Annotated in this window: 21 protein-coding genes; 20 read left to right on the top strand and 1 reads right to left on the bottom strand. The window is 34.4% G+C overall.

All coding sequences use genetic code 11. From position 1 onward, the window contains the following. Nucleotides 1-2: 2 nt before the first annotated feature. From B3P16_RS23130 to B3P16_RS23060, 15 genes are all read left to right on the top strand, one after another. Nucleotides 3-1,553 (top strand): lipopolysaccharide biosynthesis protein, encoded by a 1,551-nt coding sequence (locus B3P16_RS23130; RefSeq protein ID WP_286844666.1) that lies wholly within the window; start codon nucleotides 3-5, stop codon nucleotides 1,551-1,553. Beyond that, the gene (locus B3P16_RS23125; protein ID WP_286844663.1) at nucleotides 1,550-2,551 is read left to right on the top strand and encodes a nitroreductase family protein; all 1,002 of its coding nucleotides are present in this window, start codon (nucleotides 1,550-1,552) and stop codon (nucleotides 2,549-2,551) included. Before B3P16_RS23130 ends, B3P16_RS23125 begins: the two co-directional genes overlap by 4 nt. Nucleotides 2,552-2,564: 13 nt before the next feature. Next, nucleotides 2,565-3,647 (top strand): polysaccharide pyruvyl transferase family protein, encoded by a 1,083-nt coding sequence (locus tag B3P16_RS23120; protein ID WP_286844660.1) that lies wholly within the window; start codon nucleotides 2,565-2,567, stop codon nucleotides 3,645-3,647. After that, entirely contained in the window at nucleotides 3,647-4,840 is a 1,194-nt protein-coding gene (locus tag B3P16_RS23115) for an O-antigen ligase family protein (RefSeq protein ID WP_286844658.1), read from the top strand. Before B3P16_RS23120 ends, B3P16_RS23115 begins: the two co-directional genes overlap by 1 nt. Then, a complete protein-coding gene (locus B3P16_RS23110; RefSeq protein WP_286844656.1) occupies nucleotides 4,837-5,736 on the top strand; it encodes a glycosyltransferase in 900 nt (299 codons plus the stop codon). Before B3P16_RS23115 ends, B3P16_RS23110 begins: the two co-directional genes overlap by 4 nt. Next, nucleotides 5,717-6,892, top strand: coding sequence for a glycosyltransferase (locus B3P16_RS23105; protein WP_286844654.1), 1,176 nt, complete (start codon nucleotides 5,717-5,719; stop codon nucleotides 6,890-6,892). The genes B3P16_RS23110 and B3P16_RS23105 overlap by 20 nt, the downstream gene beginning before the upstream one ends. A 7-nt stretch (nucleotides 6,893-6,899) precedes the next feature. Then, nucleotides 6,900-7,817, top strand: a complete 918-nt coding sequence (locus B3P16_RS23100) for a hypothetical protein (protein ID WP_286844652.1) — start codon at nucleotides 6,900-6,902, stop codon at nucleotides 7,815-7,817. Between the two features lie 178 nt (nucleotides 7,818-7,995). Beyond that, nucleotides 7,996-9,081, top strand: coding sequence for a glycosyltransferase family 4 protein (locus tag B3P16_RS23095; RefSeq protein WP_286844650.1), 1,086 nt, complete (start codon nucleotides 7,996-7,998; stop codon nucleotides 9,079-9,081). Then, a complete protein-coding gene (locus B3P16_RS23090; RefSeq protein ID WP_286844647.1) occupies nucleotides 9,065-10,099 on the top strand; it encodes a polysaccharide biosynthesis protein in 1,035 nt (344 codons plus the stop codon). The genes B3P16_RS23095 and B3P16_RS23090 overlap by 17 nt, the downstream gene beginning before the upstream one ends. A 4-nt stretch (nucleotides 10,100-10,103) precedes the next feature. Continuing rightward, nucleotides 10,104-10,526: a WxcM-like domain-containing protein gene (locus B3P16_RS23085; RefSeq protein WP_286844645.1), complete on the top strand. Its 423-nt coding sequence runs from the start codon at nucleotides 10,104-10,106 to the stop codon at nucleotides 10,524-10,526. A 12-nt stretch (nucleotides 10,527-10,538) separates the two neighbouring features. Beyond that, the gene (locus tag B3P16_RS23080; protein ID WP_286844642.1) at nucleotides 10,539-11,654 is read left to right on the top strand and encodes an NAD-dependent epimerase/dehydratase family protein; all 1,116 of its coding nucleotides are present in this window, start codon (nucleotides 10,539-10,541) and stop codon (nucleotides 11,652-11,654) included. Between the two features lie 30 nt (nucleotides 11,655-11,684). Next, entirely contained in the window at nucleotides 11,685-12,824 is a 1,140-nt protein-coding gene (wecB, locus tag B3P16_RS23075; protein WP_286844640.1) for a non-hydrolyzing UDP-N-acetylglucosamine 2-epimerase, read from the top strand. 6 nt (nucleotides 12,825-12,830) lie between these two features. Continuing rightward, on the top strand, nucleotides 12,831-14,090 hold the full coding sequence (locus B3P16_RS23070; RefSeq protein ID WP_286844638.1) for a glycosyltransferase family 4 protein: 1,260 nt from the start codon (nucleotides 12,831-12,833) through the stop codon (nucleotides 14,088-14,090). Continuing rightward, nucleotides 14,090-15,007: an NAD-dependent epimerase/dehydratase family protein gene (locus B3P16_RS23065; protein WP_286844636.1), complete on the top strand. Its 918-nt coding sequence runs from the start codon at nucleotides 14,090-14,092 to the stop codon at nucleotides 15,005-15,007. Before B3P16_RS23070 ends, B3P16_RS23065 begins: the two co-directional genes overlap by 1 nt. A 23-nt stretch (nucleotides 15,008-15,030) precedes the next feature. Next, complete coding sequence (locus tag B3P16_RS23060) at nucleotides 15,031-15,996, top strand: MraY family glycosyltransferase (protein WP_286844634.1); 966 nt, start codon at nucleotides 15,031-15,033, stop codon at nucleotides 15,994-15,996. Here B3P16_RS23060 and B3P16_RS23055 read toward each other — a convergent pair. Then, nucleotides 15,993-17,093, bottom strand: a complete 1,101-nt coding sequence (locus B3P16_RS23055) for a nucleotidyltransferase family protein (RefSeq protein ID WP_286844631.1) — start codon at nucleotides 17,091-17,093, stop codon at nucleotides 15,993-15,995. The two genes, B3P16_RS23060 and B3P16_RS23055, sit on opposite strands and share 4 nt — an antisense overlap. Before the next feature lie 399 nt (nucleotides 17,094-17,492). Between B3P16_RS23055 and B3P16_RS23050 the strand changes: the two genes are divergently transcribed. The 5 genes from B3P16_RS23050 (at nucleotide 17,493) to gldN (ending at nucleotide 23,759) form a co-directional block, all read left to right on the top strand. Continuing rightward, nucleotides 17,493-18,158, top strand: coding sequence for a polysaccharide biosynthesis/export family protein (locus B3P16_RS23050; protein WP_236590159.1), 666 nt, complete (start codon nucleotides 17,493-17,495; stop codon nucleotides 18,156-18,158). A gap of 8 nt (nucleotides 18,159-18,166) precedes the next feature. After that, nucleotides 18,167-20,566, top strand: coding sequence for a GumC family protein (locus B3P16_RS23045; RefSeq protein ID WP_286844628.1), 2,400 nt, complete (start codon nucleotides 18,167-18,169; stop codon nucleotides 20,564-20,566). A gap of 126 nt (nucleotides 20,567-20,692) precedes the next feature. Then, nucleotides 20,693-21,385, top strand: coding sequence for an outer membrane beta-barrel protein (locus B3P16_RS23040; protein ID WP_286844626.1), 693 nt, complete (start codon nucleotides 20,693-20,695; stop codon nucleotides 21,383-21,385). A 26-nt stretch (nucleotides 21,386-21,411) separates the two neighbouring features. Beyond that, nucleotides 21,412-22,710: an SUMF1/EgtB/PvdO family nonheme iron enzyme gene (locus B3P16_RS23035; protein WP_286844623.1), complete on the top strand. Its 1,299-nt coding sequence runs from the start codon at nucleotides 21,412-21,414 to the stop codon at nucleotides 22,708-22,710. A gap of 32 nt (nucleotides 22,711-22,742) precedes the next feature. Further along, nucleotides 22,743-23,759 carry a gliding motility protein GldN gene (gene gldN / locus B3P16_RS23030; protein WP_286844620.1) on the top strand — a complete coding sequence of 339 codons (1,017 nt, stop codon included), beginning with the start codon at nucleotides 22,743-22,745 and terminating at the stop codon, nucleotides 23,757-23,759. Nucleotides 23,760-23,807 lie beyond the last annotated feature (48 nt).

Genomic DNA, 23,807 nt, shown 5'->3' with positions numbered 1-23,807 from the left:
ACATGGATAATCAATCTGTTCTAGAAAATAATCGGCGTGTTCTAAAGAATACTATGCTACTATATATACGTATGCTTTTCGTAATGGGAGTGTCGTTATTTACTGTAAGAATTGTGCTTAAATATCTTGGAGTAACTGATTATGGTATCTATAGTGTTGTAGGTGGCGTGGTAATGATGATGGCATTCTTAAGTAATTCAATGTCGTCTGCAACTCAGCGGTTCTTTTCGTTTGATTTAGGACGTAGAGATTACGAAAGCTTACGAAAAACTTTTAGCACAAGTTTATTTATCTACATATTATTTTCATTAATAGTATTATTGATTGCTGAAACTGGTGGGATTTGGTTTTTAAAAAATAGATTAACCTTGCCAGCTGATAGATTAGATGCAGCGATTTGGACATTTCAGTTTTCGATTTTATCTTTCATTGTATCTATTATAACGATACCATATAATGCATTGATTGTTGCTAGGGAAAAGATGTCCACTTTCGCTTATTTTAGTGTTTTTGAAGTAATAGCGAAGCTAGTAATTGCATATATTTTGTCAATTTCTGTATATGATCGGCTGATAGTTTATTCATTTTTAATGTTCCTTATTACATCAATTGTTTTTCTATTATTTAGATATTTCTGTGTTCGACAGTTTTCCGAAAGCCACATCATTTATGTTTACGACAGAGGGTTGCTGAAAAAATTAATTGGATTTACTGGATGGAATTTGTTCGGTTCGATAGCTGGTGTATTTAACAATCAGGGAGCAAATATAATTTTAAATATCTTTTTTGGACCCGCAGTAAATGGTGCCCGTGCTCTTTCGTTTCAATTAAGCAATTCCCTAAATCAATTTGTTACTAATTTTATGTTGGCTACACGCCCTCAAATAACAAAGTATTACGCTAAGGGAGAGATGTCAAATATGATGAATTTAGTTTTTACTAGTTCTAAATTCTCTTTTTTCCTTCTGATGATATTCGGTATTCCAATTTTGTTGGAAACACATATCATATTACAATTATGGTTAAATGAAGTTCCAGCTTTCGTTGAAATATTTACGAAGTTGACTATTTTTATTGCATTAGTTGACTCGTTATCATATTCTTTAATGACTGCCGCTCAGGCAACTGGGAATATAAAATCCTATCAAGCAATCGTTGGAACACTTCTTCTTTTATCATTACCTATTTCCTATGTTTTCTTTGAATTACATTATCCACCATATGCCGTAATGATAATCACATTATGCGTTTCGATCATTGCACTTTTTGCTAGGTTATTTATGTTAAAGGGAATGATTAGTCTGGATATTTTGAAATATTTAAAGGATGTAGTATTAAGAATCTTGTTGGTTTTCGCGCTCTCTTATTTTTCAATTTATTTCTTGTCTAGCTATTTAGACGATGGTTTATTGCGAGTGATTTTAGTAAGCTTCGTTAGTGCTCTTCTGTCTATTTCTTTTATCTATTTTTTTGGTTTGAATAAGAAAGAAAAGACTTTTTTAAAAACAACAGTTAATACTTTAATTCAAAAATACCAATTTAATAAGAGATGAAAAATATCGTTAAAAGGATTCTTCCGAAATACGTCGTGTCATTAATTAGAAATCTAATTTTAGTTAAACGACTATATCCTGCATATTTATATGATTTAAAACGGTTTTATCGATACTCTGGTACTGATGGCCATGGGGATGAGACAAAACTAATAGAAAAAATCATTACTAAATATCATATTATAGAAAAGGGGCTTACAATGCCTAGCTCGAGACTTGGCTTTGGTAAAGACGTAATAATTGGATTGTCATCTCTTTGTCTTGAATTCTCAAAAAAATATGATAGCAAAGACGAGCAGTATCTGCATGCGATAGGGGTCATTTTTGAATATAAGAGATTTCATGAGGTAAATAATTTTGAATTAAATGAAGACATTATTAAAGCGATAACTAAGATTGAGGGGTTAATGAGTATTTCTCCTACTCAACAATTGTCTTTTGAAAGGGATGATTTTTTCCAATATAAAAATTCTGAATTCTTAACTTTTTCAAATTCAAGAATGAGTGTTAGAAATTTTGATGAAAATGAAGAAATTTCACAAGAAAATTTAGATAATGTTCTTAATCTTGCCAAAAATGCACCATCAGCTTGCAATAGACAAACATGGAGGACATATATCATCACCGATAAAACCTCTGTTGGAAAAGTTTTAGAAGCTCAGGGTGGTAATAGAGGGTTTGGACATTTAGCAAATAAAGTGATTATTGTAGCTGGCGAGGTTGGCGGATTTGCTTCCCCAGGGGAAAGAAACCAGGTTTTTATTGATGGAGGAATTTATGCCATGAATCTGCTGTATTCACTTCATTATTATAACATAGGTTCATGTATTTTGAACTGTAGTCATTCAGTGGAAAAAGATATGAAAATGAGAGAGATCATTGACATAAAGCAATCTGAAGTTTTTATCGCTATGATAGCAATTGGAATTCCACCTAAAAATTTTAAAGTTGCAATATCAAAAAGATATTCAATAGAACATACGAATAAATATTCTTGAAAACATAATACAAATGAAAACAGTAGGCTTATTAACTTTCCATTTTCCAATTAATTATGGGGCATATCTCCAAACATATGGCCTGTACAGCTATATTAAAGAAACAGGAAATAAAATTGAAATTATAAATTATTTCACAGATGAGCATATGTCTCGTTTTGATTTTTATCAGAAACCGAAATCGATTAAGGAAGCGATTTCCTACGTCTTTAAGACTCCTTTTCTTACGAGTTATTTAAAAAAGAGAGCTAAGTTTAAGAAGTTTGCTGATATTCAATTTGAAATGACCCCTCGTTATAAAAGTTTATCTGATGTACCTTTCAAATATGATGTTGTTATAACAGGAAGTGATCAAGTATTTAATATTAATCATTCCGATCGACTAATCTACTTTCAGCCTTTTAAAAAATCGAAAAATCAAATCAAAGCAGCTTACGCACCTAGTTTTGGAATTAATAATTTAGATGAGAATATCAAGAATAAGATTAAAAATTTGGTAACTGATTTTGATTATCTATCATGTAGAGAAGAATTGGGGGCAAAGTTTTTAGCTGATGTTTCGGGCAAGAACACGGAGCACGTTTTAGATCCAGTATTTTTAGCCGACAAAGATAAATGGTGTTCAATTTCTTCGAAAAGACTTATTAGAGATGATTATGTTTTCATTTACGACTTGAATGGTAAAAAACCGTTGGTTGAAATGGCTAAGAAGTTGGCAAAGAACAGGAAAATTGTTATTATCTCTAATGATCCAATGGCTCAATTGAAAAAAATTTATAAGGGGTGCGATGTGTTTGCTAAATCTGCGGGAATAGAGGATTTTATCAGCTATATTAGATATGCTGATGTTGTGATCACTGATTCATTTCACGGTACCGCCATGTCTGTATTATTTAAGAAGGAGTTTTATACATATATTGCTCTTCAATCAGCATCCTATAGGATTCTGTCTTTATTAAAACTATTAACATTGGAAGATAGATTAATAAATAATTTAGCAGATTTTCGGGAGTTAGAGCTTGTAGATTATGAAGGCAAACTGAACGAATTAATAACAAAGTCAAAGACTTATCTAAATAAAATTTTCTATAACTGATGTTTTTTAGATTTCTAATATTTCTTCTATTTATTTGGAGTATTGTTTCTCTGTATTTTTTTGGAAATTCAGATGTTCAACTAGTAGGTGGAATAGCTCCATATATTACTTCTATAATCGTTTCTCTAATTGAGATCTTTGCGATAATTACTATGGTTTTTAATTTTAAGATTTTAGTTTTTAGCAATATTTGCAGAATAGTAATCTTATGGTATGTATATGTTTTTCTTAATGTTTTATTAAATTCTGCGAATGTTTTATTTGATTTAAGGGAGGTAATATGGTGGCCATCTATATTCTTAATCTTTTTTGCAGTTTTTTATGGAAAGTCTTTAGATGTTAGATTTAATTTCATAGTGAAATCTATGATTTGTCTTCTTCTTATCCTTTTTGTTCAATTTGTTTTGATTAGATTTTCTACAATAGGCTTTAGTATCGTCACAGGTGGTAAATCACTGAATCATGTGTTTTACGTTATCTTACTTACTCCATTTATATTTCTTTTACGCAATAAAACTTGGAAGTATTTATTATTTTCTTTAGCAATTGTAGCAGCTTTAATTTCCTTTAAGCGGTCGGCGATGATATGCATGTTTCTGATGCTTTTAGTTTCTATCTATTTTGATTATATAAGAGATCAAAGAGGTAATTTCTTTTCGAAAATATTTATTGTTTTTATAGTCGTTATTGGATTATCTGGTCTTTATGATCATTTTAATTCTCGATCGGATGACTATATCACTAATCGGTTAAGTTCAATACAGGATGATGGAGGCTCGGGAAGAGTTGATATTTACAATACCGTTTTTAATAGTTTCGAGAAACAATTTTTCGAAAATAAGTTAATGGGAGTTGGACATAATGGGGTTAGAAATAGCGGCATTGTATGGGAAACAAGAGGTGTAGCAAATCAAAACTTATCTTCACACAACGACTTTATTGAAATTATCTACGATTATGGTGTTATTGGTATAATTATTTATTTATTTTTTATTAAATCTGTCATCTCTAATACGTTAAAAATAAGGAAGCTAGACTCTAGGCTATTTCAAGCAAATATTGTCTCTTTAATTATGTTTCTAGTAATGAGTATGGTAAGTCATCTTATTCTATATCCGACATATTTTGCATATTTAGTAATTCTTTGGGCTATTACAGCGTCGTATTTACATCAAAATAAAGCGAACTTATGAGGGTTAGTATAATAGTTCCCACTTACAATAGGGAATCTACGATTAAGCAATGTATTGAAAGCATTATAGACCAAAACTATAATTATGAATTAGAAATTATCATTAGTGATGATGGGTCTACTGATAACACGATAATAATCGTAAAAGAATTTGGAGATAAAGTAACACTGATACAAAAACCAGTAGAATGTACTGATCAAGGAGCATCTTACGCGAGAAATCGTGGCCTTAGTGTTGCCACGGGTACTTTAATTGGTTTTTTAGATTCGGATGACTATTATCTCCCGGGATATCTTAATATAGTTGTTAAAGAATTCAATGATCTTGAAATAGGGTATACTTTTGCTAGGGCAAAAAAGGAAGTTCTAAATCCAGATGGAAGTATGACATTAATCCCATGGACTAGAGAAAAAATGAACCGTTTAGATGTTCAATATCATGTTCTCTTTAGAGCTTATAATATAAATACAAATGTTATAATTTTTAGAAAGAGTATATTAGATAGCGTTGGTCTCTTTGATACTAGTCTTAGCAATGGAGAAGATAGCGATATGTGGATAAGAATTTCTGAGATTTCTAAAGGTAAATTTGTTGACTATTATGGAGCGGTTTACCGAATTGATCATTCAGATAATCAATTGAGTAAGAATGTTGAGACTGTAAAAAGAAAATGCGCAAATATATTATATGCAAGTGCTTTTGCAAGAACACTATCCAGTTCATCTAAAGATAAATTGCGGCTATTAATTATTATTAGAAATATAATGTTAATTAATATTCAGCATAAATCTTTTGTCAAAAGGATAATTTCGAAGTTTTCAGTTCATTTTAAATTGATGATGTTGTACCCGATTTCATTTGTAAAATTTTGCATTTATGGCATTATTAGAAAATAAAAAGAAAAGTATTGCTGTTATTTTTTTCGGACCTTTCCCTATCGGTAATGCTTCAACCTTGAGAGTGTTTAGCTATTGTAGATCAATTGTAAAATCGGGGCATAATTTGAAGGTGTTCATTCTTGCTCCTACAGCAGAGGCTGCTATCAATAAAGATCACACCGGTAATTACAAGGGTGTTAGCTTTGAAAATATTTCGAGAATAACTTGGTCGGCTAAACCATCTGTTTTTAATAAGTTTTGGTATTATATTTATGGCATTTTTAGAGCGCTTATATTGATAAATCGTGGAGAATATAATGGGATTATTACCTATCATAACACTTTATTTTTTGCGTTTGTATTTCGTATGTATAGTTTATTAAAAGGAATTCCTTTTGTTATTGATAAAACAGAATACCCATATAATTATCGTAATTCGGGGAGACTAGGGAAATTTATTAGAATATTTAATTTGAAGTTTTTTTCTGGAATTATAACAATTACTAAGGAGCTTGAATCATTTTATTCAAAATACAATAGAACTTTTCTTCTGCCTATGTCAATAGATCCAGAAAGGTATTCTGGTATCAAAAAAAATCAAGTTGATGATGAATATATAGCAGTTGTCGTGGGTTCGCATAATCGGGATGCAATCTTTGATTCTATTAAAGTTTACAGTGAATATGTAAAACTAGCCGTTAATTTGAATTCCATAAGAAAATTGTATGTAATTGGGGACTTATCTAGTAAGCCAGATTATCAATCGATTCTTGAATTTTTAGAAGATAATGGCCTATATAATCAGGTAAAAATCCTTGGACGAGTTAGAGGAGATGAGATCCCCAAATTATTATTAAATGCTAAATGTTTATTGTCGACTCCTTCTAGTTTCCCCTCAGGTGGTTTCCCGACAAAATTAGGCGAGTATCTCTTATCTGGTAATCCAGTTTTAATGACTATAGTAGGTGAAGTTGAGAGTTATTTACAAAATGGAATTGATTTTTTAGGCAGTTATCCTGGCGATTATGCAGAAATGGCTAAAAATATTTTGTTGATCCAAGAAAACGAGGAGTTCGCAAATAAATTGGGCAGGAATGGAAAAATTGCAGCTTTAAAAAATTTTAATGCGGATAATTATGTTAATGAATTGATAGATTTTATATACAATAATTAAAATTGTTATGTCAACTAAGAATAACTGGAATATTGGAGTGATGGTATTTATTTTATATGTATACCTATTTCCAATAAATACTTTTGGTCAAGGAAAACAGAAATTGTATTTCTATGCAGAGAAAGGAAATGCTGTTCAAGAAGGTATATTAAAAGACTTTAAAAATGTTTCTAGGATTTATATGTTTTATGAGAATTTCTTTATAAAGGGTTCAAATTTTGACAAGAACTTATTTAATTCGTTTTGTTTAAAACTCATTCCAAATAAAAATGAGTCTGGTTACGCTGTACTAGATTGGGAAGGCGTTGAATTTGATATCTTGAGAGGGGTCAAGAAAGTGTCAAATCAAAGATACAATGATGTTTTAAACCGTTTTATAGAGATTATCCGATATGCAAAGAAAGTTAGACCAAATATAAATTGGAGTTTTTACGATTGCAATCCTGCTCAATATCCTCTTGTTAATAAATTTGGCGTATTAAGTGCTGAAAGAATGGCTCCCTTATTAAAAGAGTTGGATTTCTTTTCAACTAGTTTATATTTAAGAGATAACTTTAGCCAAAGCTCTAAAATAATTAATTATTTGACCTCGAATGTTAAAGAGTCTCTCAGACTGGGGAGCATTTATGGGAAAAGTGTATTGCCATTTGTATGGCACAGGTATCATGATTCGAATCGATTGAATGATTGTATTTCTCCAACTGATTTTAATAAATACGTGCAAAGTATATTAAAAGTTACTTATTTTAATAAATATGTCGATGGAGTAATTTGGTGGAATTCGGAGAGTTACTTGGATAGGGTAAAAGGTCAAAGCAAATTTGATAAAACAAAACGTACAACTACTTTGACAGCTCTGGATAATCAAGATGTTCTTTTTAGAAACTATATGAATGCGCTTTCTAAAGATTTATCTTCGAGGTAGATAGAACTGTTTCAGTTGAATAGTTTGGAAAATGGAGGGAATTTTATTCAATCTAAATTAATTAATTTAATAATATTTTGTTATCATGTTTTTAGAGATTTTGGTAGATATTCAATTAAAATTAGCCTATAGTAAAGGTATGAATCACCGTAAGTAAGTAGCGATATATTTTTGATTTATGAAGAAAATATTATTAGTTTCTCCATTGCCACCGCCAGTTGGGGGGATTGCAAGTTGGACAGTAAATATGCTTAAATATTTTAAAACATATTCTAGTGAAGAATATTCTTTAGAGCATCTTAATAATGCAATGCAATTAAGAAGCATCACTTCGACTTCATTAGTATTCCGTGTATTTTATGGTATAATAAATTTTGTAAGCTTCTATTTTAAATTAATTAGCCAAATTTCTAAACGTCCAGATTTGTGCCATTTTACTTCTAGTGCCTCTTTAGGATTATTTAAAGACATATTCTTTATTTTAACTTGTCGGCTTTTTAAAATTGATACGGTAATACATTATAGGTTTGGACGCATACCAGAACTTTATACTAATAAAGGTTGGGAATGGAGAGTTTTAAAGTTTGTAAATAGTATCAGCACCTTTGTTATTGTGCTCGATAGTAAGAGCTTAGAGGTTTTAAACAAATATCACAAACATGTTTTTCTAATAGAAAATCCAGTTTCCCCTCAGTTGATTGAGTTAAAGAAAAAGATAATTAAGAACCCGGAAAATACGATATTATTTGTTGGTCATGTTACGAGAAAAAAAGGCATTTATGAATTCTTTGAAGCCACGAGTGATCTCGATATTAAATATAAATTGGAAATAGTCGGGCCTTTTGAAAAGGATGTAAAGCAAGATCTGTTAGATAGATATAGTAATAAAGAGAGAGAGGTAATTTTTCATGGCCCATTAAATAATGAATCAGTCTATGGAAAAATGATTAAATCGAAGCTATTAATTTTACCATCCTATACAGAAGGATTTCCTAATGTAATAATAGAAGGTATGGCATTAGGATGCGCTATTATAGCGACGGATGTGGGTGCTATACCAGATATGCTAAGTGATGATAGAGGTATGTTAATATCACCTCAAAATGTATTTGAATTGAATGAGGTAATCAAAAAAATGTTAAATAACGAGACCTTAAGAGATACATTAAGCATAAATGCTGAATCATATGCATTAAAAAATTATACAATTGAAAATATCGTTAAAAAACTAGAATTTATTTGGACTTATGGAAATAAAAAATAAAATTCTCCTAATTACAGGAGGAACAGGCTCGTTTGGAACAGCAGTATTGAACCGCTTTTTACAAACAGATCACTTCAAAGAGATTCGTATTTTTTCACGTGATGAAAAAAAGCAGGACGACATGCGTAATCTATATAGGAACGATAAAATCAAGTACTATATTGGAGATGTAAGAGACTATACTTCGGTGGAGCCCGCGACGCGTGGAGTGGATTATATTTTCCATGCGGCAGCCTTAAAACAGGTACCATCATGTGAGTTTTTTCCGATGCAAGCAGTTAAAACAAATGTTGAGGGCACACAAAATGTTATCCGTGCAGCTGCGTCAAATGGGGTCAAGAAAGTTATATGTTTAAGTACTGACAAGGCAGCCTATCCAATTAATGCTATGGGTATCTCTAAAGCAATGATGGAGAAAGTCGCAGTGGCAGAGGCCCGTAATTTAACTGATACGGTTGTATGTCTAACACGCTATGGGAATGTAATGGCATCTAGAGGTTCAGTAATACCTTTATTCTTAAATCAGATTCAAAAGGGCGAGCCCATTACCATTACAGACCCAAATATGTCTCGTTTCTTTATGTCTCTTGAAGATGCAGTCGATCTTGTATTGTTCGCTTTTGAGCATGCTAATCCAGGGGATTTATTTGTAAATAAAGCGCCCGCTGGATCTATTGGCGATTTGGCAAAGGCATTAATTGAGTTAACGGGCAAAGAAGTACCAATTAAAATTATTGGTACACGCCATGGCGAAAAGCTTTACGAAACACTTTGTACACGTGAAGAGATGTTGAAAGCCGAAGATATGGGTGATTTCTACCGCGTTCCGGCGGATAATCGTGATCTTAACTATGCAAAGTACTTCTCCGAGGGGGAGGAAGATGTCTCCAAAATCGAGGATTACCACTCTCATAATACCGAGCAGCAAGGGGTTGAAGGTTTGAAGAATCTTGTGTCAAAGCTACCTTTGATCCGGAAAGAAGTATTTGGTGAAGACGTCATGCAATATCCGTATTAAGATTATGATAGATTTTATTCAGGGAGGAATAGCTAAGGATCACCGTGGTCAGATTCGATTTGTCAATGAATTTGACATGTCTCAGGTAAAGCGTTTCTATATTATTAAAAATACCGACCTTGATCTCATCCGTGGATGGCGAGCCCACCGTATGGAGCAACGCTGGTTTTATGTGTTGTCAGGTAAGTTTTCAGTCGATGTTGTTCAAATAGATGACTGGAGTAAAGCTTCGTCCAATCTTCTGGTAGAAAAGGTTATACTTGATAATACAGAGAATAGAGTATTGCATTTGTCGGCAGGTTACGGAACTGCTTTTCAAGCTTTGGAACCAGAATCGGAGTTATTGGTATTTGCTGATTATGGCATTGAAAATGCTAAAAATGACGACTACACATATCCGCTAGATTATTTTATAAATAGAAAATAACTTGTTTTAAATATGAAAATCGGGATAACTGGCCAAAATGGATTTGTAGGCCGCCATCTATATAATACAGTTGGACTACTTGACACAGAATTTGTGCGAATAGAATTTGATAAAAAATTCTTTGAAAGCGATGCTGAGCTAGACAAATTTGTAATGCAGTGTGATGTGATTGTTCATTTAGCAGCGATGAATAGACACGAAAGCGAACAGGTAATCTATGAAACCAATGTGGGTTTGGTAAACAAATTGGTAGGGGCATTGGAAAGAACAGGATCTAAGGCGCATGTATTGATTTCATCTTCTACTCAAGAGGAACGCGATAATCTTTATGGACGTTCTAAAAGAGAGGGACGTGAGGCACTGATGTCTTGGTCAGAAGGAAATGGTGGTAAATTGACAGGATTATTGATTCCAAATGTATTTGGCTCTTTCGGTAAACCATTTTATAACTCATTTATATCAACATTCTGTTATCAATTGACACATGGAGAAACGCCTACTATCGCTACGGATGGTCAGGTTGGTTTGATCTATGTTCAAGAGCTGGTCGATTTTATTATTGAACAGGTTCGTGAAGGAGCACATAATCCTTTATGTATCATCGAGCCAACGTCTACAAAAAAGGTTTCTGAAGTATTAGAACTTCTGGAGAATTATAGGGATTTATATCTAGTAAAAGGAGAAATTCCGCTCTTGAATGATAGCTTCGAACTCAATTTATTCAATACCTATAGATCATTTATGGATCATTGTGCGATATACCCGCGCAAATTTCAGTTACATACAGATCCAAGAGGGACATTTGTAGAGGTTATTCGCATGGGTATAGGCGGCCAATCTTCCTACTCCACAACAGTACCCGGGATTACACGAGGTAACCATTTCCATACACGTAAAATTGAGCGGTTTGCTGTAATACAAGGAAAGGCACGCATTCAGTTACGTAAAATGGACAGTGATGAAGTAATGGATTTTTATTTGGATGGAACTGAACCTTCCTATGTCGATATGCCAATTTGGTATACGCACAATATAACGAATGTTGGTGAGGAAGAATTAATAACGATGTTCTGGATTAATGAACCTTATGATCCAGCAGATCCAGATACCTATTTTTTAGAAATATAATTAAATAAAAGCTTTTGAGCTAATTTATATATGAAAAAATTAAAAGTAATGACGGTTGTTGGTACACGACCAGAGATTATTCGATTATCAAGAGTACTGTCAGCATTAGATGCTTCAGATGCCGTAGAGCATACCATTGTCCATACAGGGCAAAATTATGATTACGAATTGAATCAAATCTTTTTTGAGGACTTGGGGCTTCGTAAACCAGATTATTTTTTGGAAGCGGCTGGAAAAACAGCAACAGAAACAGTTGGTAATATCTTGATCAAAATAGATCCTTTGTTGGAAGAAATACAACCAGATGCTTTTTTGGTATTGGGGGATACAAATTCTTGTTTATGTGCAATTCCTGCTAAAAAACGTCATATTCCTATTTTCCATATGGAAGCGGGTAATCGTTGTTTTGATCAAAGGGTACCAGAAGAAACTAATCGGAAAATTGTTGATCATACGGCAGATGTTAATTTAACCTATTCAGATATAGCGAGGGAATATTTATTACGGGAAGGTTTACCTGCAGATCGTATCATCAAAACGGGGTCACCAATGTACGAAGTGTTAAACCACTATTTGCCGGAAATAGAAGCATCAGATGTATTGAACAAATTAGGTTTGGAAGAGCGCAAATTTTTTGTTGTGTCCTCACACAGAGAAGAAAATATTAATAACGAACGCAATTTTAGAGGTTTAATGGAATCTTTAAATACAATTGCCAAACAATATGGTTATCCTGTGATTGTTTCAACTCATCCGCGTACCCGCAATATGCTTGATAAGATGCAAATTGAAATGCGTCCTGAGATACAATTCTTGAAACCGCTGGGATTTCATGATTATAATGCCTTGCAGATGCGCTCTTATGCTGTATTATCAGATTCAGGTACAATTTCAGAAGAATCTTCAATTTTGAATTTCCGCGCATTGAATATCCGTCAAGCCCATGAGAGACCAGAAGCAATGGAAGAAGCATCGGTTATGATGGTCGGATTGTCTCCAGAGCGTGTACTACAAGGACTAACTCAAGTTTTGAGACAAGAAGTTGGAGAGCGACGTAATTTCCGTCAAGTAGCGGACTATTCAATGCCAAATGTATCCGAAAAGATGGTCCGTATTATACTTTCGTATACTGATTACGTTAGAAGGGTGGTTTGGTCTGAGCAGATTTAATTTAAAATGATGAGGAGATCTCCTAAAATATTGATCCATAGCATAGTCTTTAGTCCAGATGGTGTCTCTACTGCCTATCTGTACAATGATATTGCTTTGGCTTTCAAACAAAAAGGTTATGAAGTGGTCGTTTTGACGACCACTCCGCACTATAATGTTCTTGAGGAAGAACTGGCAAAGCAGCCAATGACGAAAAAGCTTGGTGGACTATATTACACCAGTTCATTTAAAGGCATTAAAGTTATCCATATTCCTCAGAAAAAGTTTGGATCTACTGCATTACGTATTTTGGGGTTCGTTTACTGGCATATCCTATCGCTTCTATTGGGCTTGGCTCAAAAAAATATTTCAGCTATTTTATCTCCTTCGCCACCATTGACGATTGGATTTATAAATTTAGTGATTGGCAAGGTGAAAGGGGCTAAGGTTGTTTATAATGTACAAGAAATCTATCCGGACTTTTTAATTGAACAAGGGGGGCTTAAGTCAGGAACAATTATTTCCATTTTAAAGTGGTTAGAAAGATTTGTATATAATAAGTCTGACGCAGTGACTACAATTGATCAAATCTTCTATGATACAATTGTAGATAGGTTTAATGATCGGGAAAAACTACATATTATACCTAATTTTGTTGATACTTCCTTATATAGACCGCTCTCGAAAGAGGAAATTTTACTTGATAGCGCTCTTTTTGAGGTCAGTAATACGTTAAAGGTGATGTATGCGGGTAATATTGGTCATGCACAAGATTGGGAGCCTCTATTGAGTGCGGCAATTTTATTGAAAGATGAGCCCATAGAATTTTATATTATTGGTGAGGGGGTTATGAAAGATCATGTCATTGAACAGAAAAGAGCTAACGGCCTTAATAGAGTTCATATTCTTCCTTATCAACCTAGAGAAAGCATGCCTCATCTATTAGCTTTTGCGGATCTGCAATTTATATTTATGTCCAAGGAAATGGAGGGCCATGGCTTTCCTTCTAAAGTGTACACGATTATGGCGTGTGCAAAACCTTTAATAGTCTGTTCTGGTGAAAAAACGCCGATTATAAATTTCTTAAGAGACCAACACTGTGCAAAATTGATAACCACAAGGGATTTTTCGGAGAAGGTGAATGAAATTGTTCTTTTTCTTAAAAATAGTTCTAAAGAAAGTTTGCAAACTTTAGGAAACGCAGGCTATGAAGAAATTAAGAAGAAATATTCGAAGGAAGTAGTTACCGCAGATTATGTTGGATTGATTGATAAAATACTAAACTGATGTCAATAATAATTACTGGAGCAACTGGTTTTGTTGGTCAGAACCTGACAAGCTATTTGAATAGTCATAACATGTCTACACAAGCATTGTCTTTAAGGGACTCGACTTGGAGGAATAGTTTCCCGAAGCGAGGTGATGCATTAATTCACTTGGCAGGAAAAGCACATGATACAACAAATACTTCAGATGACGAGGAGTACTTTAAAATTAATTACGGTCTAACGCTAGTCTTATTTGATGAGTTTTTAAAATCCGATATAAAAGATTTCTTTTATTTTTCTTCTGTAAAAGCGGTCGCAGATACGGTAAATGGTTGTTTGGATGAGATTGTTGAAGGCAAGCCTGCTACTGCATATGGTAAATCAAAATTAAAAGCAGAGCAGTACCTTCTAAGCCAAACGCTGCCGAATCAAAAGCGATTGTTTATTATTCGTCCGTGTATGATACATGGGCCAGGAAATAAGGGCAATTTGAACTTGTTGTATAATGTTGTCCGAAAAGGCATTCCTTGGCCTTTAGCTGAGTTCGATAATCAACGCTCTTTTTTAAGTATAGATAATCTAAGTTATCTCATAACTCAAATGCTTTTAAAGCGGGAGCTTCCATCAGGAATATACAATTTTTCTGATGATCAAACATTATCAACAAATGAATTGGTGGAGACAATGTCCCAGACATTTGGCAAAAAGACGAGGTTGTGGCATATTCCTGCTGGATTGATCCGGGCCTGCGTAAAAATAGGCGATATTCTGCCATTGCCTTTGAATTCTGAACGTTTAAAGAAGCTTACAGAATCTTATGCAGTATCTAATGATAAGATTAAGAAGGCTTTGGGAATCGAACAATTACCGTTAACAACACGAGAAGGGTTAGCAATAACCATTCGTTCGTTTCAAAATAGATCGCATATAAAATAAATACTTATATATTTTTTATAAATATGATATATTTAATCATCCTCGTTGTTTTATTTGTACTGGAGCTTTTATATTTTAAGGTTGCAGACCGTTTCAATATAATTGACAAGCCTAATGAACGATCGTCGCATTCTTCCATTACATTAAGGGGGGGCGGAATAATTTTCTATTTTGGAGCGCTGATCTACTTCGCGACCTCAGGATTTCAGTACCCTTGGTTTTTCTTGGGATTAACATTGATGACTTTAATCTCTTTTTTGGATGATATTTTTACCTTGTCCAACAAAATAAGGCTTCTGGTACATTTCTCATCGGTTCTATTAATGACCTACCAACTAGATTTGTTTGATATGCCTTGGTATTATCTACTATTGGGTTTTGTATTTGTTGTTGGGGTGATTAATGCTTACAATTTCATGGACGGGATTAACGGAATAACCGCATGTTATAGCCTCGCAGTAGCAATATTATTAATAATAGTCAATCAGAGTAAAAACTTTATTGGACAGAATTTATTGGTGTTTACGGTTCTTGCTGTCCTTGTATTTGGTTTTTTTAATTTCAGAACGAAAGCAAAATGTTTTGCTGGCGATGTCGGTTCTGTCGCAATCGCTTATATTTTGTTATTTGCATTGGGCGCTTTAATTTTATCTACGGGGAATCTCATTTATATTCTTTTTCTAGCAGTTTATGGAATAGATGCGGTTTGGACAATTATTCGTCGCTTGTATCTTAAAGAGAATATCTTCGAAGCACATCGTTCACATTTATATCAATTTCTGGGTAATGAAGCTGGTATAAATAAATTGCTGGTATCCTTTCTATATGGTTTGCTACAATTCATAATTGGCTTATTAGTCATCCAATTTGCCGATAAAGATATGACAACTCAACTCTTATTTTCTTTCGGAGTTATACTACTATTAAGCATCATTTATTTAATAATCAAAACACACATCATCAACAAATATGTAGTAAAGGCATCTTAATCTTTATCCTTTCCTAGAAATCTAGAATAGGTTTGAACGATTGGGAAAAAGAATGCTTCTTGAGGGGCAAATTTCACATATTGTTTGAAATTTGCCCAAAGTCGATATGCACCATCTGGTTGTGCTGAAAGCGCTGTGATCTTCCCATCTTCAAATCTCTCATCATGAAATCCAAAATTACCCGAATACCATATTTCATCCATCATCCAATCGAATTTTAGATCCGTATGATATGCGAAAGGCAATGAGGAAATGGGTAGTCCTAAATAGTTTACTAATATCGCATGAAGAACATGGACCCATTTGATAACTCCCATGCGCTCATAGATTCCTTTCAATGCTTTTGAATCAAGTTGATTGACTGTTTTGTAATATACACGAGCAGAATCACAAAGCTGTCTTAAACCGATTCCAAAAGCTAACTGATGTTTGAGTATATGGATATTTATTTGGAAAATCTGCAGTTCTGCCGCTAATAATTTAATTGGAGTATTGTTAATTAGTAAAATTTGCTGATTATCTCTATATTTCTTTTGGAGTTTACTAAGATAGTGAGCTTTAAAGGGGTTTTGGATATCGAACAATTTTTTATGGTGTTCAATGTGCACGTTCTCCCAATCATAGTCCAAACTAAAGCCGGCAAGATCTTGGACTGCTATTTTCTTTTCTTTCACTAATTTCCTAGCGATTGCGTAGCCATTGTTTTCAAAATACCAGTCTATGTCGCCGCTCATTCGATGAAGAGGATTCCTATAACATGCCGCTACACCTTGTCCTTTTTGGAGTATAGGCTTTAATCCATATTTAGTAAAATAGTTGTACTGAGATACTAATACTTCGTTCATTTGCTGATTATAGCGTTCTATTTTGTCAACGCGAACGGTCCATTTAAGACGGAGTGAATATGGAGGAAGTTGTTCTTCTGTCAAAAAGGAAAAACTATCATAAATTATACCTTCTACAGTGTGGTTCACAGCATACCGATGAATTTGGCTCCAGTCTTTTTCATTCAAGGATTTCGGAAAATCTAAAATGCCTTCTCCCCATAATCCAACACGTAACAACTGTAAAAAAATATCTCTAATTTGATTTTTCATTTTAAATATGTTAAGTCAAATATAATAAATATAACGTAGTATAGTCTAGATGAAAATAGAATCAATCATTAAGGAAAGAAATAAAAAGGATAGTTTGGTAAATGCGAAAACTTATCTGTTTTTACTGAGGTTTTATTTTTTGATTATTTTGGGCATAAATATTGCTAGCAGGAGGCAGGCGTTAAATTAAGATGATTATATCACTGTTTTTTGTGGAGTATGAATAAAAAAATATACTTTTGTCAAGAGTTCAACAAATCAATTTATAATTTAAAATAGCACATGCGATTAGTTTCAAAGTATAGTTTAACATTCGGACTGTTAATAGCAGTCTTAGTGATGTTTAGTTCTTGCGGATCGCGGAAGAATATGGTTTATTTGCAGCCTGATTCTACGCAGATGAATACGCTATATGAACAATATGTTCCAAAAATACAACCAAGTGATATCTTGACTGTCGTTGTAACTGCAGCTGATCCAAAAGCTACAATTCCTTTTAATCCTGTTAGTATGATGGCTAATGGCAACCTGACACAGCAAACAGATTTAGCTCTTCGTCCAACCTACACTGTAGATAATAGTGGCGATATAATTTTACCCATGCTTGGCAAAGTTCATGTAGCAGGGCTTACAAGAGTACAGGCAATTGACAAAATCCGTAAGGAGTTGGGTGATTATATTAAGGATCCCGGTGTAAATATAAATTTTAATAATTTTAGAATATCTGTATTGGGGGAGGTTAATCGACCAGGTTCTTTTATTTTGCCAACTGAGAGAGTAACCATTTTAGAAGCTTTAGGATTGGCGGGAGATTTAACAATAAGAGGGGTGCGTGAGAATATTATGTTAGTACGTGAAGTAGATGGACAGAAAACTATCCATCGAATAGATCTAACGCAACAAAATACATTAAATTCTCCTTACTATTATTTGGTACAAAACGATGTGGTTTATGTCGAGCCAAATAAGGCCCAAATTAATAATTCAAAACTTGGTGCAAATACAAATATTATAATTTCTATTGCCAGTTTATTAATTACCGTAATCTCCGTGTTGACACGTTAATATAATTCATGGAACAGCAATCAAAACAGCTTATAGATAGGCGCGACGATGAAGTCAATTTAAGACAACTTTTTGAACAATATGTTTATTATTGGAAGTGGTTTGTATTAGCCATAGTTTTGTCATTAGGAGTAGCGATAACATATCTTCGTTACGCACAAAAAACTTATAGGACGACTGCAAAAATTTTATTAAAGGATGAGAAGAGTGCTTCGGCTGGTGAACTTGCTGGAATCGCTGAGCTTACAAGCAGTATGGGATTCGGTGGTACTCGCGCAGCTTTTGTAACAGACCAAATTGAAGTATTATCTTCCCGTAGATTAATGCGTAAAGTGGTGGAAAAATATCACTTAAATGTGATCTATACAGTGAAAGGTAATATAAGGTCTTCTGAAATTTTAGAAGCTGATATGCCTTTTATTTTCCAGCCACAGCCTGAACAGGATAGTCTGATGTCGAATTTCAAAGTAACTTTTAGAGATGATAATCACTTAAATATAACAGATGTAAAATCGGGTAAGAAATATGTTTCGACATATGATAAACTTATTAAAATTGGTAGGGTAAGTGGTGTATTCAAACGGCAAGATTCAAGAAAAGTAGATTTAAGTTCCAGTTTTGAGGTCCAGGTAATGCCAAAAGATTGGGCTGTGGATGCAAATTTAGCATCAATTAGCATACTACCAAGTAAGGAGATGCAGTCTTTTATTGTCAATTTTGCAATGATTTCTACGTTAGATAAAAAGGCTGAAATAATCTTAAATACGTTAATTGAAGTGTATAATGAGGATTTAACGAATGATAAATCGAGAATGACGAAAGCGACTTCGGATTTTATTAATAAAAGATTGATGTTAATCTCCAAAGATTTGTCAGGCGCTGATCAAGAAGCTGCTGATTTTAAATCTTCTAATTCGATGGTTGATATGGCGACTGAGGCAGGTGTTTTTCTAAATACAGCCTCTGACAACGAAAGAAAAGTTTTAGAATACCGTACACAATTACAGTTAGTTAAGCATATGAATGACTTTTTGAAAAATCAAGAAGTCGGTAAGTTATTACCTTCAAATATAGGACTTCAAGACGCTTCAATTGCCGGTGCTATAACTGCATATAATCAATTGGTACTTGAGCGTGATGATTTGCTTAAATCTGCTTCTGAAAAGAATCCTGGAGTAATTATTTTGAATGAAAACATAGCCGAGAGTGATAAGAATATTCGTCAATCTTTAAATAATTATCAAAAGGTTACTGAGTTGGCCTTAAATAATATAGAGCGAAAGTCCAATGAAATTAGAGGTCGTATAAGTTCTATACCAACTCAAGAGCAAGGTTTCAAAAAGATATCGAGACAACAACAAATTGTGGAATCACTTTATCTATTATTGTTGCAAAAAAGAGAGGAAAGTGAAGTCAAAGCCGCTGCCACTCCAGACAATTTGAAAATTATAGATTCTGCATATGGAAATGGAATGCCAGTCTCCCCTCGAAAAGCTATAATTTTACTAGGAGCATTTGTAATAGGAATATTAATTCCTTTTGCAATAATTTATTTAAAGTTTCTATTGGATAACAAAATTCATTCGCGTAAAGATATCGAAGATCTTGTTAAAATTCCTGTCCTTGGAGAAATTCCAACTGCAGAGGACACAATTGTACATTTAAATGATCGTTCATCGCTGGCTGAAGCCTTCCGTATTCTGCGGACCAACATGAATTTTATGTTTGGCGCTGATAACAAAGATACTTCCAAAGTGGTTTTTGTAACGTCTACGATCTCTGGAGAGGGAAAATCATTTGTAACAACTAATCTTGCTCAGATTTTATCAATGTCGGGAAAAAAGGTATTGTTAATTGGCGCAGATATTAGAAGTCCCAAAGTACTGGATTATTTGGGTTTATCGCACTTACAACATACTAACGTCGGAATTACACAGTTCTTGATAAACCCTGATATGGATGTGGATAATATCATTATTAAGAAACCCGGTAACTATGATTTTGACGTGGTTTATTCAGGATATATAGCACCTAACCCTGCTGAATTATTAATGAATGGACACTTCGATGATGTAATTAAATATGCGCGAGAACATTATGATTACATTCTGGTTGATACAGCACCTGTGAGTTTGGTAACAGACACATTGTTAATTGCACATAATGCAGATCTTACGCTATACGTTTCTCGTGTAAACTATCTAGACAAACGTTTACTTCAAGTGCCGCGTGAACTCTATGTGGATGGCAAATTAAAAAATTTAGCCTCCGTGGTGAATGATGTTGACTTTGCACGTGGTTATGGTTACGGATACGGTTATGGCTACGGATATGGTGACAAAGGAGTCAAGAAGACCGGACTTCCAAAGGTGTGGCAAAATTTGAAAGATCGATTTAATATAAAATAAAGGTTCATAAATTCTAATTTTGGCCTTATTGTTGTTGAACCCCAAGTCGAAGATTCGACTTGGGGTTTTTATTATATTATAATGATGCCTTAACCGTTCTATTGTTAATTTTATACACTCAACCAAATGAAAAAACTTCTCATTTTTAGTTTTATTGGAATTTTATTTTTAACGGGTTTATCCGCCTCAGCTCAGTTCTCAAAACCATTAAGTGTTGGAGCAGGTGCAGGTAGTACCATCAATTTAACAGATTTAGGGAATGTAGAATCCAAATTTGCATTTTATGGAGAATTGGATTATCTATTCACACCTTTCATTTCCGTTGGATTGCATGGAGAAAAAGGGACGTTGGCTGGAAATGGATATGACAGTGATTTTAAGAATAGATATTTTGCTGGAAATATAAATGGAAAAATCCGTGTAGGTCAATTTTTGGGTGAAGCTAAAAATTATAGCTATTATACACTACAAGCAAATATGCTATCTCGTATCCTTTCTAATGTGTATGTAGGAGCTGGAGCAGGATTGGTTAAAAATCGCATTACTAGAAATATTTCGCAATACTATGCAAACTATTTGGAATCGGTGGGAGGAGAGATAAGTAATGATGTAGGTGAAATTCATTTTGTAGTCCCTTTAAATGTGGGCGTTGATATTCCATTTGGTCGTACCCTGTATGGGCCACAATGGGCAATTAATGTTAATTATCAGCATACTTTAACGTTTAACGATAATCTTGATGGCATTATTAATAAGAATAATGATCAATACGGTCTGATATCTGTTGGTGTAAAATACGCTCTATTTAACCGTAAGTAGGCCAGTTTAAAATCTAAATATTAAAAATGATGAATATATTTAAGAAGTACAATAGCAATCGCCTTTTGGGACTTTTATCCTTAGCTATATTAATTGGTTTCGCCGCTTGTAAATCGAATACAGCGATGTACAAGGCGCCCAAAGTTAATGCATTTAAGGGGGGAAAACTACCGCCGCCCCCAGGAATGGTTTATATTCCTTCAGGAACCATTCTGTTCAAAGGATCTTTGGATAGTGGCAATGTAGGGAAAAATGTAAGTGTAAGCGCCTTCTTTATTGATGAAGCCGAAGTCACTAATAAACAATATCGCGAATTTGTAAACTGGGTTGCTGATTCGGTTGCTGTAACGGATTATCTCAATGATGATCAATACTTCCTGGAGATTGCCGGCGAACAGGTAGGTCAAAAGCGCATCAATTGGGCCAAGGTGAAAAAGATATCGCCAATATGGAAAAGCAATGACCCAACTATTCAGGAAAGAATAGCTCCTATGCTTGAAATGCATGGAAATAGACGTGCACTCAATCCAGAGGTGATTAGATACCGCTTCTCTTATTTACAGTCCAAAGGTAATGTAAAGAAGAAATATGTTACTGATACAGTGGCTGTCATGCCGGTCGAAGATATTTGGACAAAAGATTTCCCGAATGCCCAGCTTGCATCTTTAGATGCTAATTATTTTACGCACCCTTCTTTTGATTATTACCCTGTCGTCGGTGTTACCTGGAGACAGGCACGTGCCTTCACAGACTGGCGTGCAAACGAGATGGCCGCCACCGTACTGAAGAATTCTTATTTAAACGGTTACCAGTTGAGTCTAAGCTTGCCGACAGAAGCGCAATGGCAATATGCTGCTTCGGGCAAATTGGATCCACAGGATACGATCGCAGGATCACGGATGACAATTGATGGAATAGAAGGTAAGAAAAAATTAGCTGTCAACTTTAAACAAGGGGAAGGAACCTATTCACGTGACGGTGCCACATTCACACTCCCCGTAAAATCATATATGCCAAATGCTTTTGGTGTTTATAATATGGCGGGTAATGTGTCTGAATGGACATTGGATGCCTATAGCCCTTCAGCCGTCGTATTTGTCAACGACTTGAATCCAGCGTTGTTGTATGATGCGGATGCCAAAGATGGTGATGCCCTGAAACGGAAGGTTGTACGTGGCGGATCCTGGAAAGATAATGGTGAACAGTTAAATAGCGAGACGCGTAATTATTCGGTAGACTATGAACCGCATTCTTATATCGGTTTCCGCTGTGTCATGTCGGCTTTTGAAATGCCTACAGTACAGAGCAAAACACGTAAGTACTAACCCGCTGTTTTAAAACCTCAAAATCGATAACAATGAAAACAAAAATAGTATTGATAGCTGCGATGACTTTTGGAGTTGGGTCATTGTTTGCTCAGCAAGAGACAACGATAGATACTGTACCCAAAAATCAGAACATTTTAAATAATGTCAATTCATCCAGCCCTGTTACATCAGGGGAAGTGATTCAAGATACAATTCCGCTAACAGATGGATTTTATCAGGCCAATAGCATGGAGGATGCTGTCCCCTTTGCATATCCTGAGGTAAATAAGAAGAATATTCGTTTTTACAAACGTGTATGGCGTGATATCGATCTCAAAGACGAAAAAAATAATATCCTTGCTATTCCTGGAAATTCTTTGATTGAGGTGGTCATGAAAGCCATTGAGAAAGGCAAACTTTCGCTCTATAGTCCGGATGATGATTCTTTTAAAGGCCGACTGAGTGCCCAAGAGGGGATGGCCAGATTTGCGGATAGCGTACTTGTGCCAATTTTTGATGGTGAAGGTAATCAGATTGATTCCAAAATGGCGCTGAATGAATTTGACCCGGCGCGTGTGACCAAATTTAGAATTAAAGAAGATATCTTCTTCGATAAGCAGCGGAGCAGATTAGAAACACGGATTATCGGTGTAGCTCCCTTAATGAATATTACAACTTCCGCGGAGCTTGCGGAATCGGTGGGTGCAACTCCTGCATTCTGGTTGTATTTCCCACAGTTACGCTATAGTCTTATCCAAGTGGATATTTCTGATCCGGATAAGGGGCTTTATGACATGACCATGGATGATTTTTTTGTGCAAAACAAATTTGCTAGCACCATCGTGCGTGAATCTTCACCAGGTATGTTGCAAAATCTAAAAGAAACGGAAAATGGGGGACAGCAGTTAGACGGAAAAAAAGTGGAAGAGAAACTAGATGCTTATAAGAAGAAATTATGGAGTAATCCAAAAGGAGTAAAGGCTGAAGAACTGGAAGGAAACCAGTCTAATGATGACAAAGCTTCACAAAGCCAAAGTCAGCAGAAAGAAACGGAACAGAAATTGTAACACAATACAATCTGTCCTGTTCAAAAGCGAGCTTTTCAATTTATAGAA

The sequence above is a fragment of the Sphingobacterium sp. UBA7631 genome, assembly GCF_002483935.1.
Classification (GTDB): Bacteria; Bacteroidota; Bacteroidia; order Sphingobacteriales; family Sphingobacteriaceae; genus Sphingobacterium; species Sphingobacterium multivorum.
This window is presented reverse-complemented; position numbering and strand designations above follow the sequence as displayed.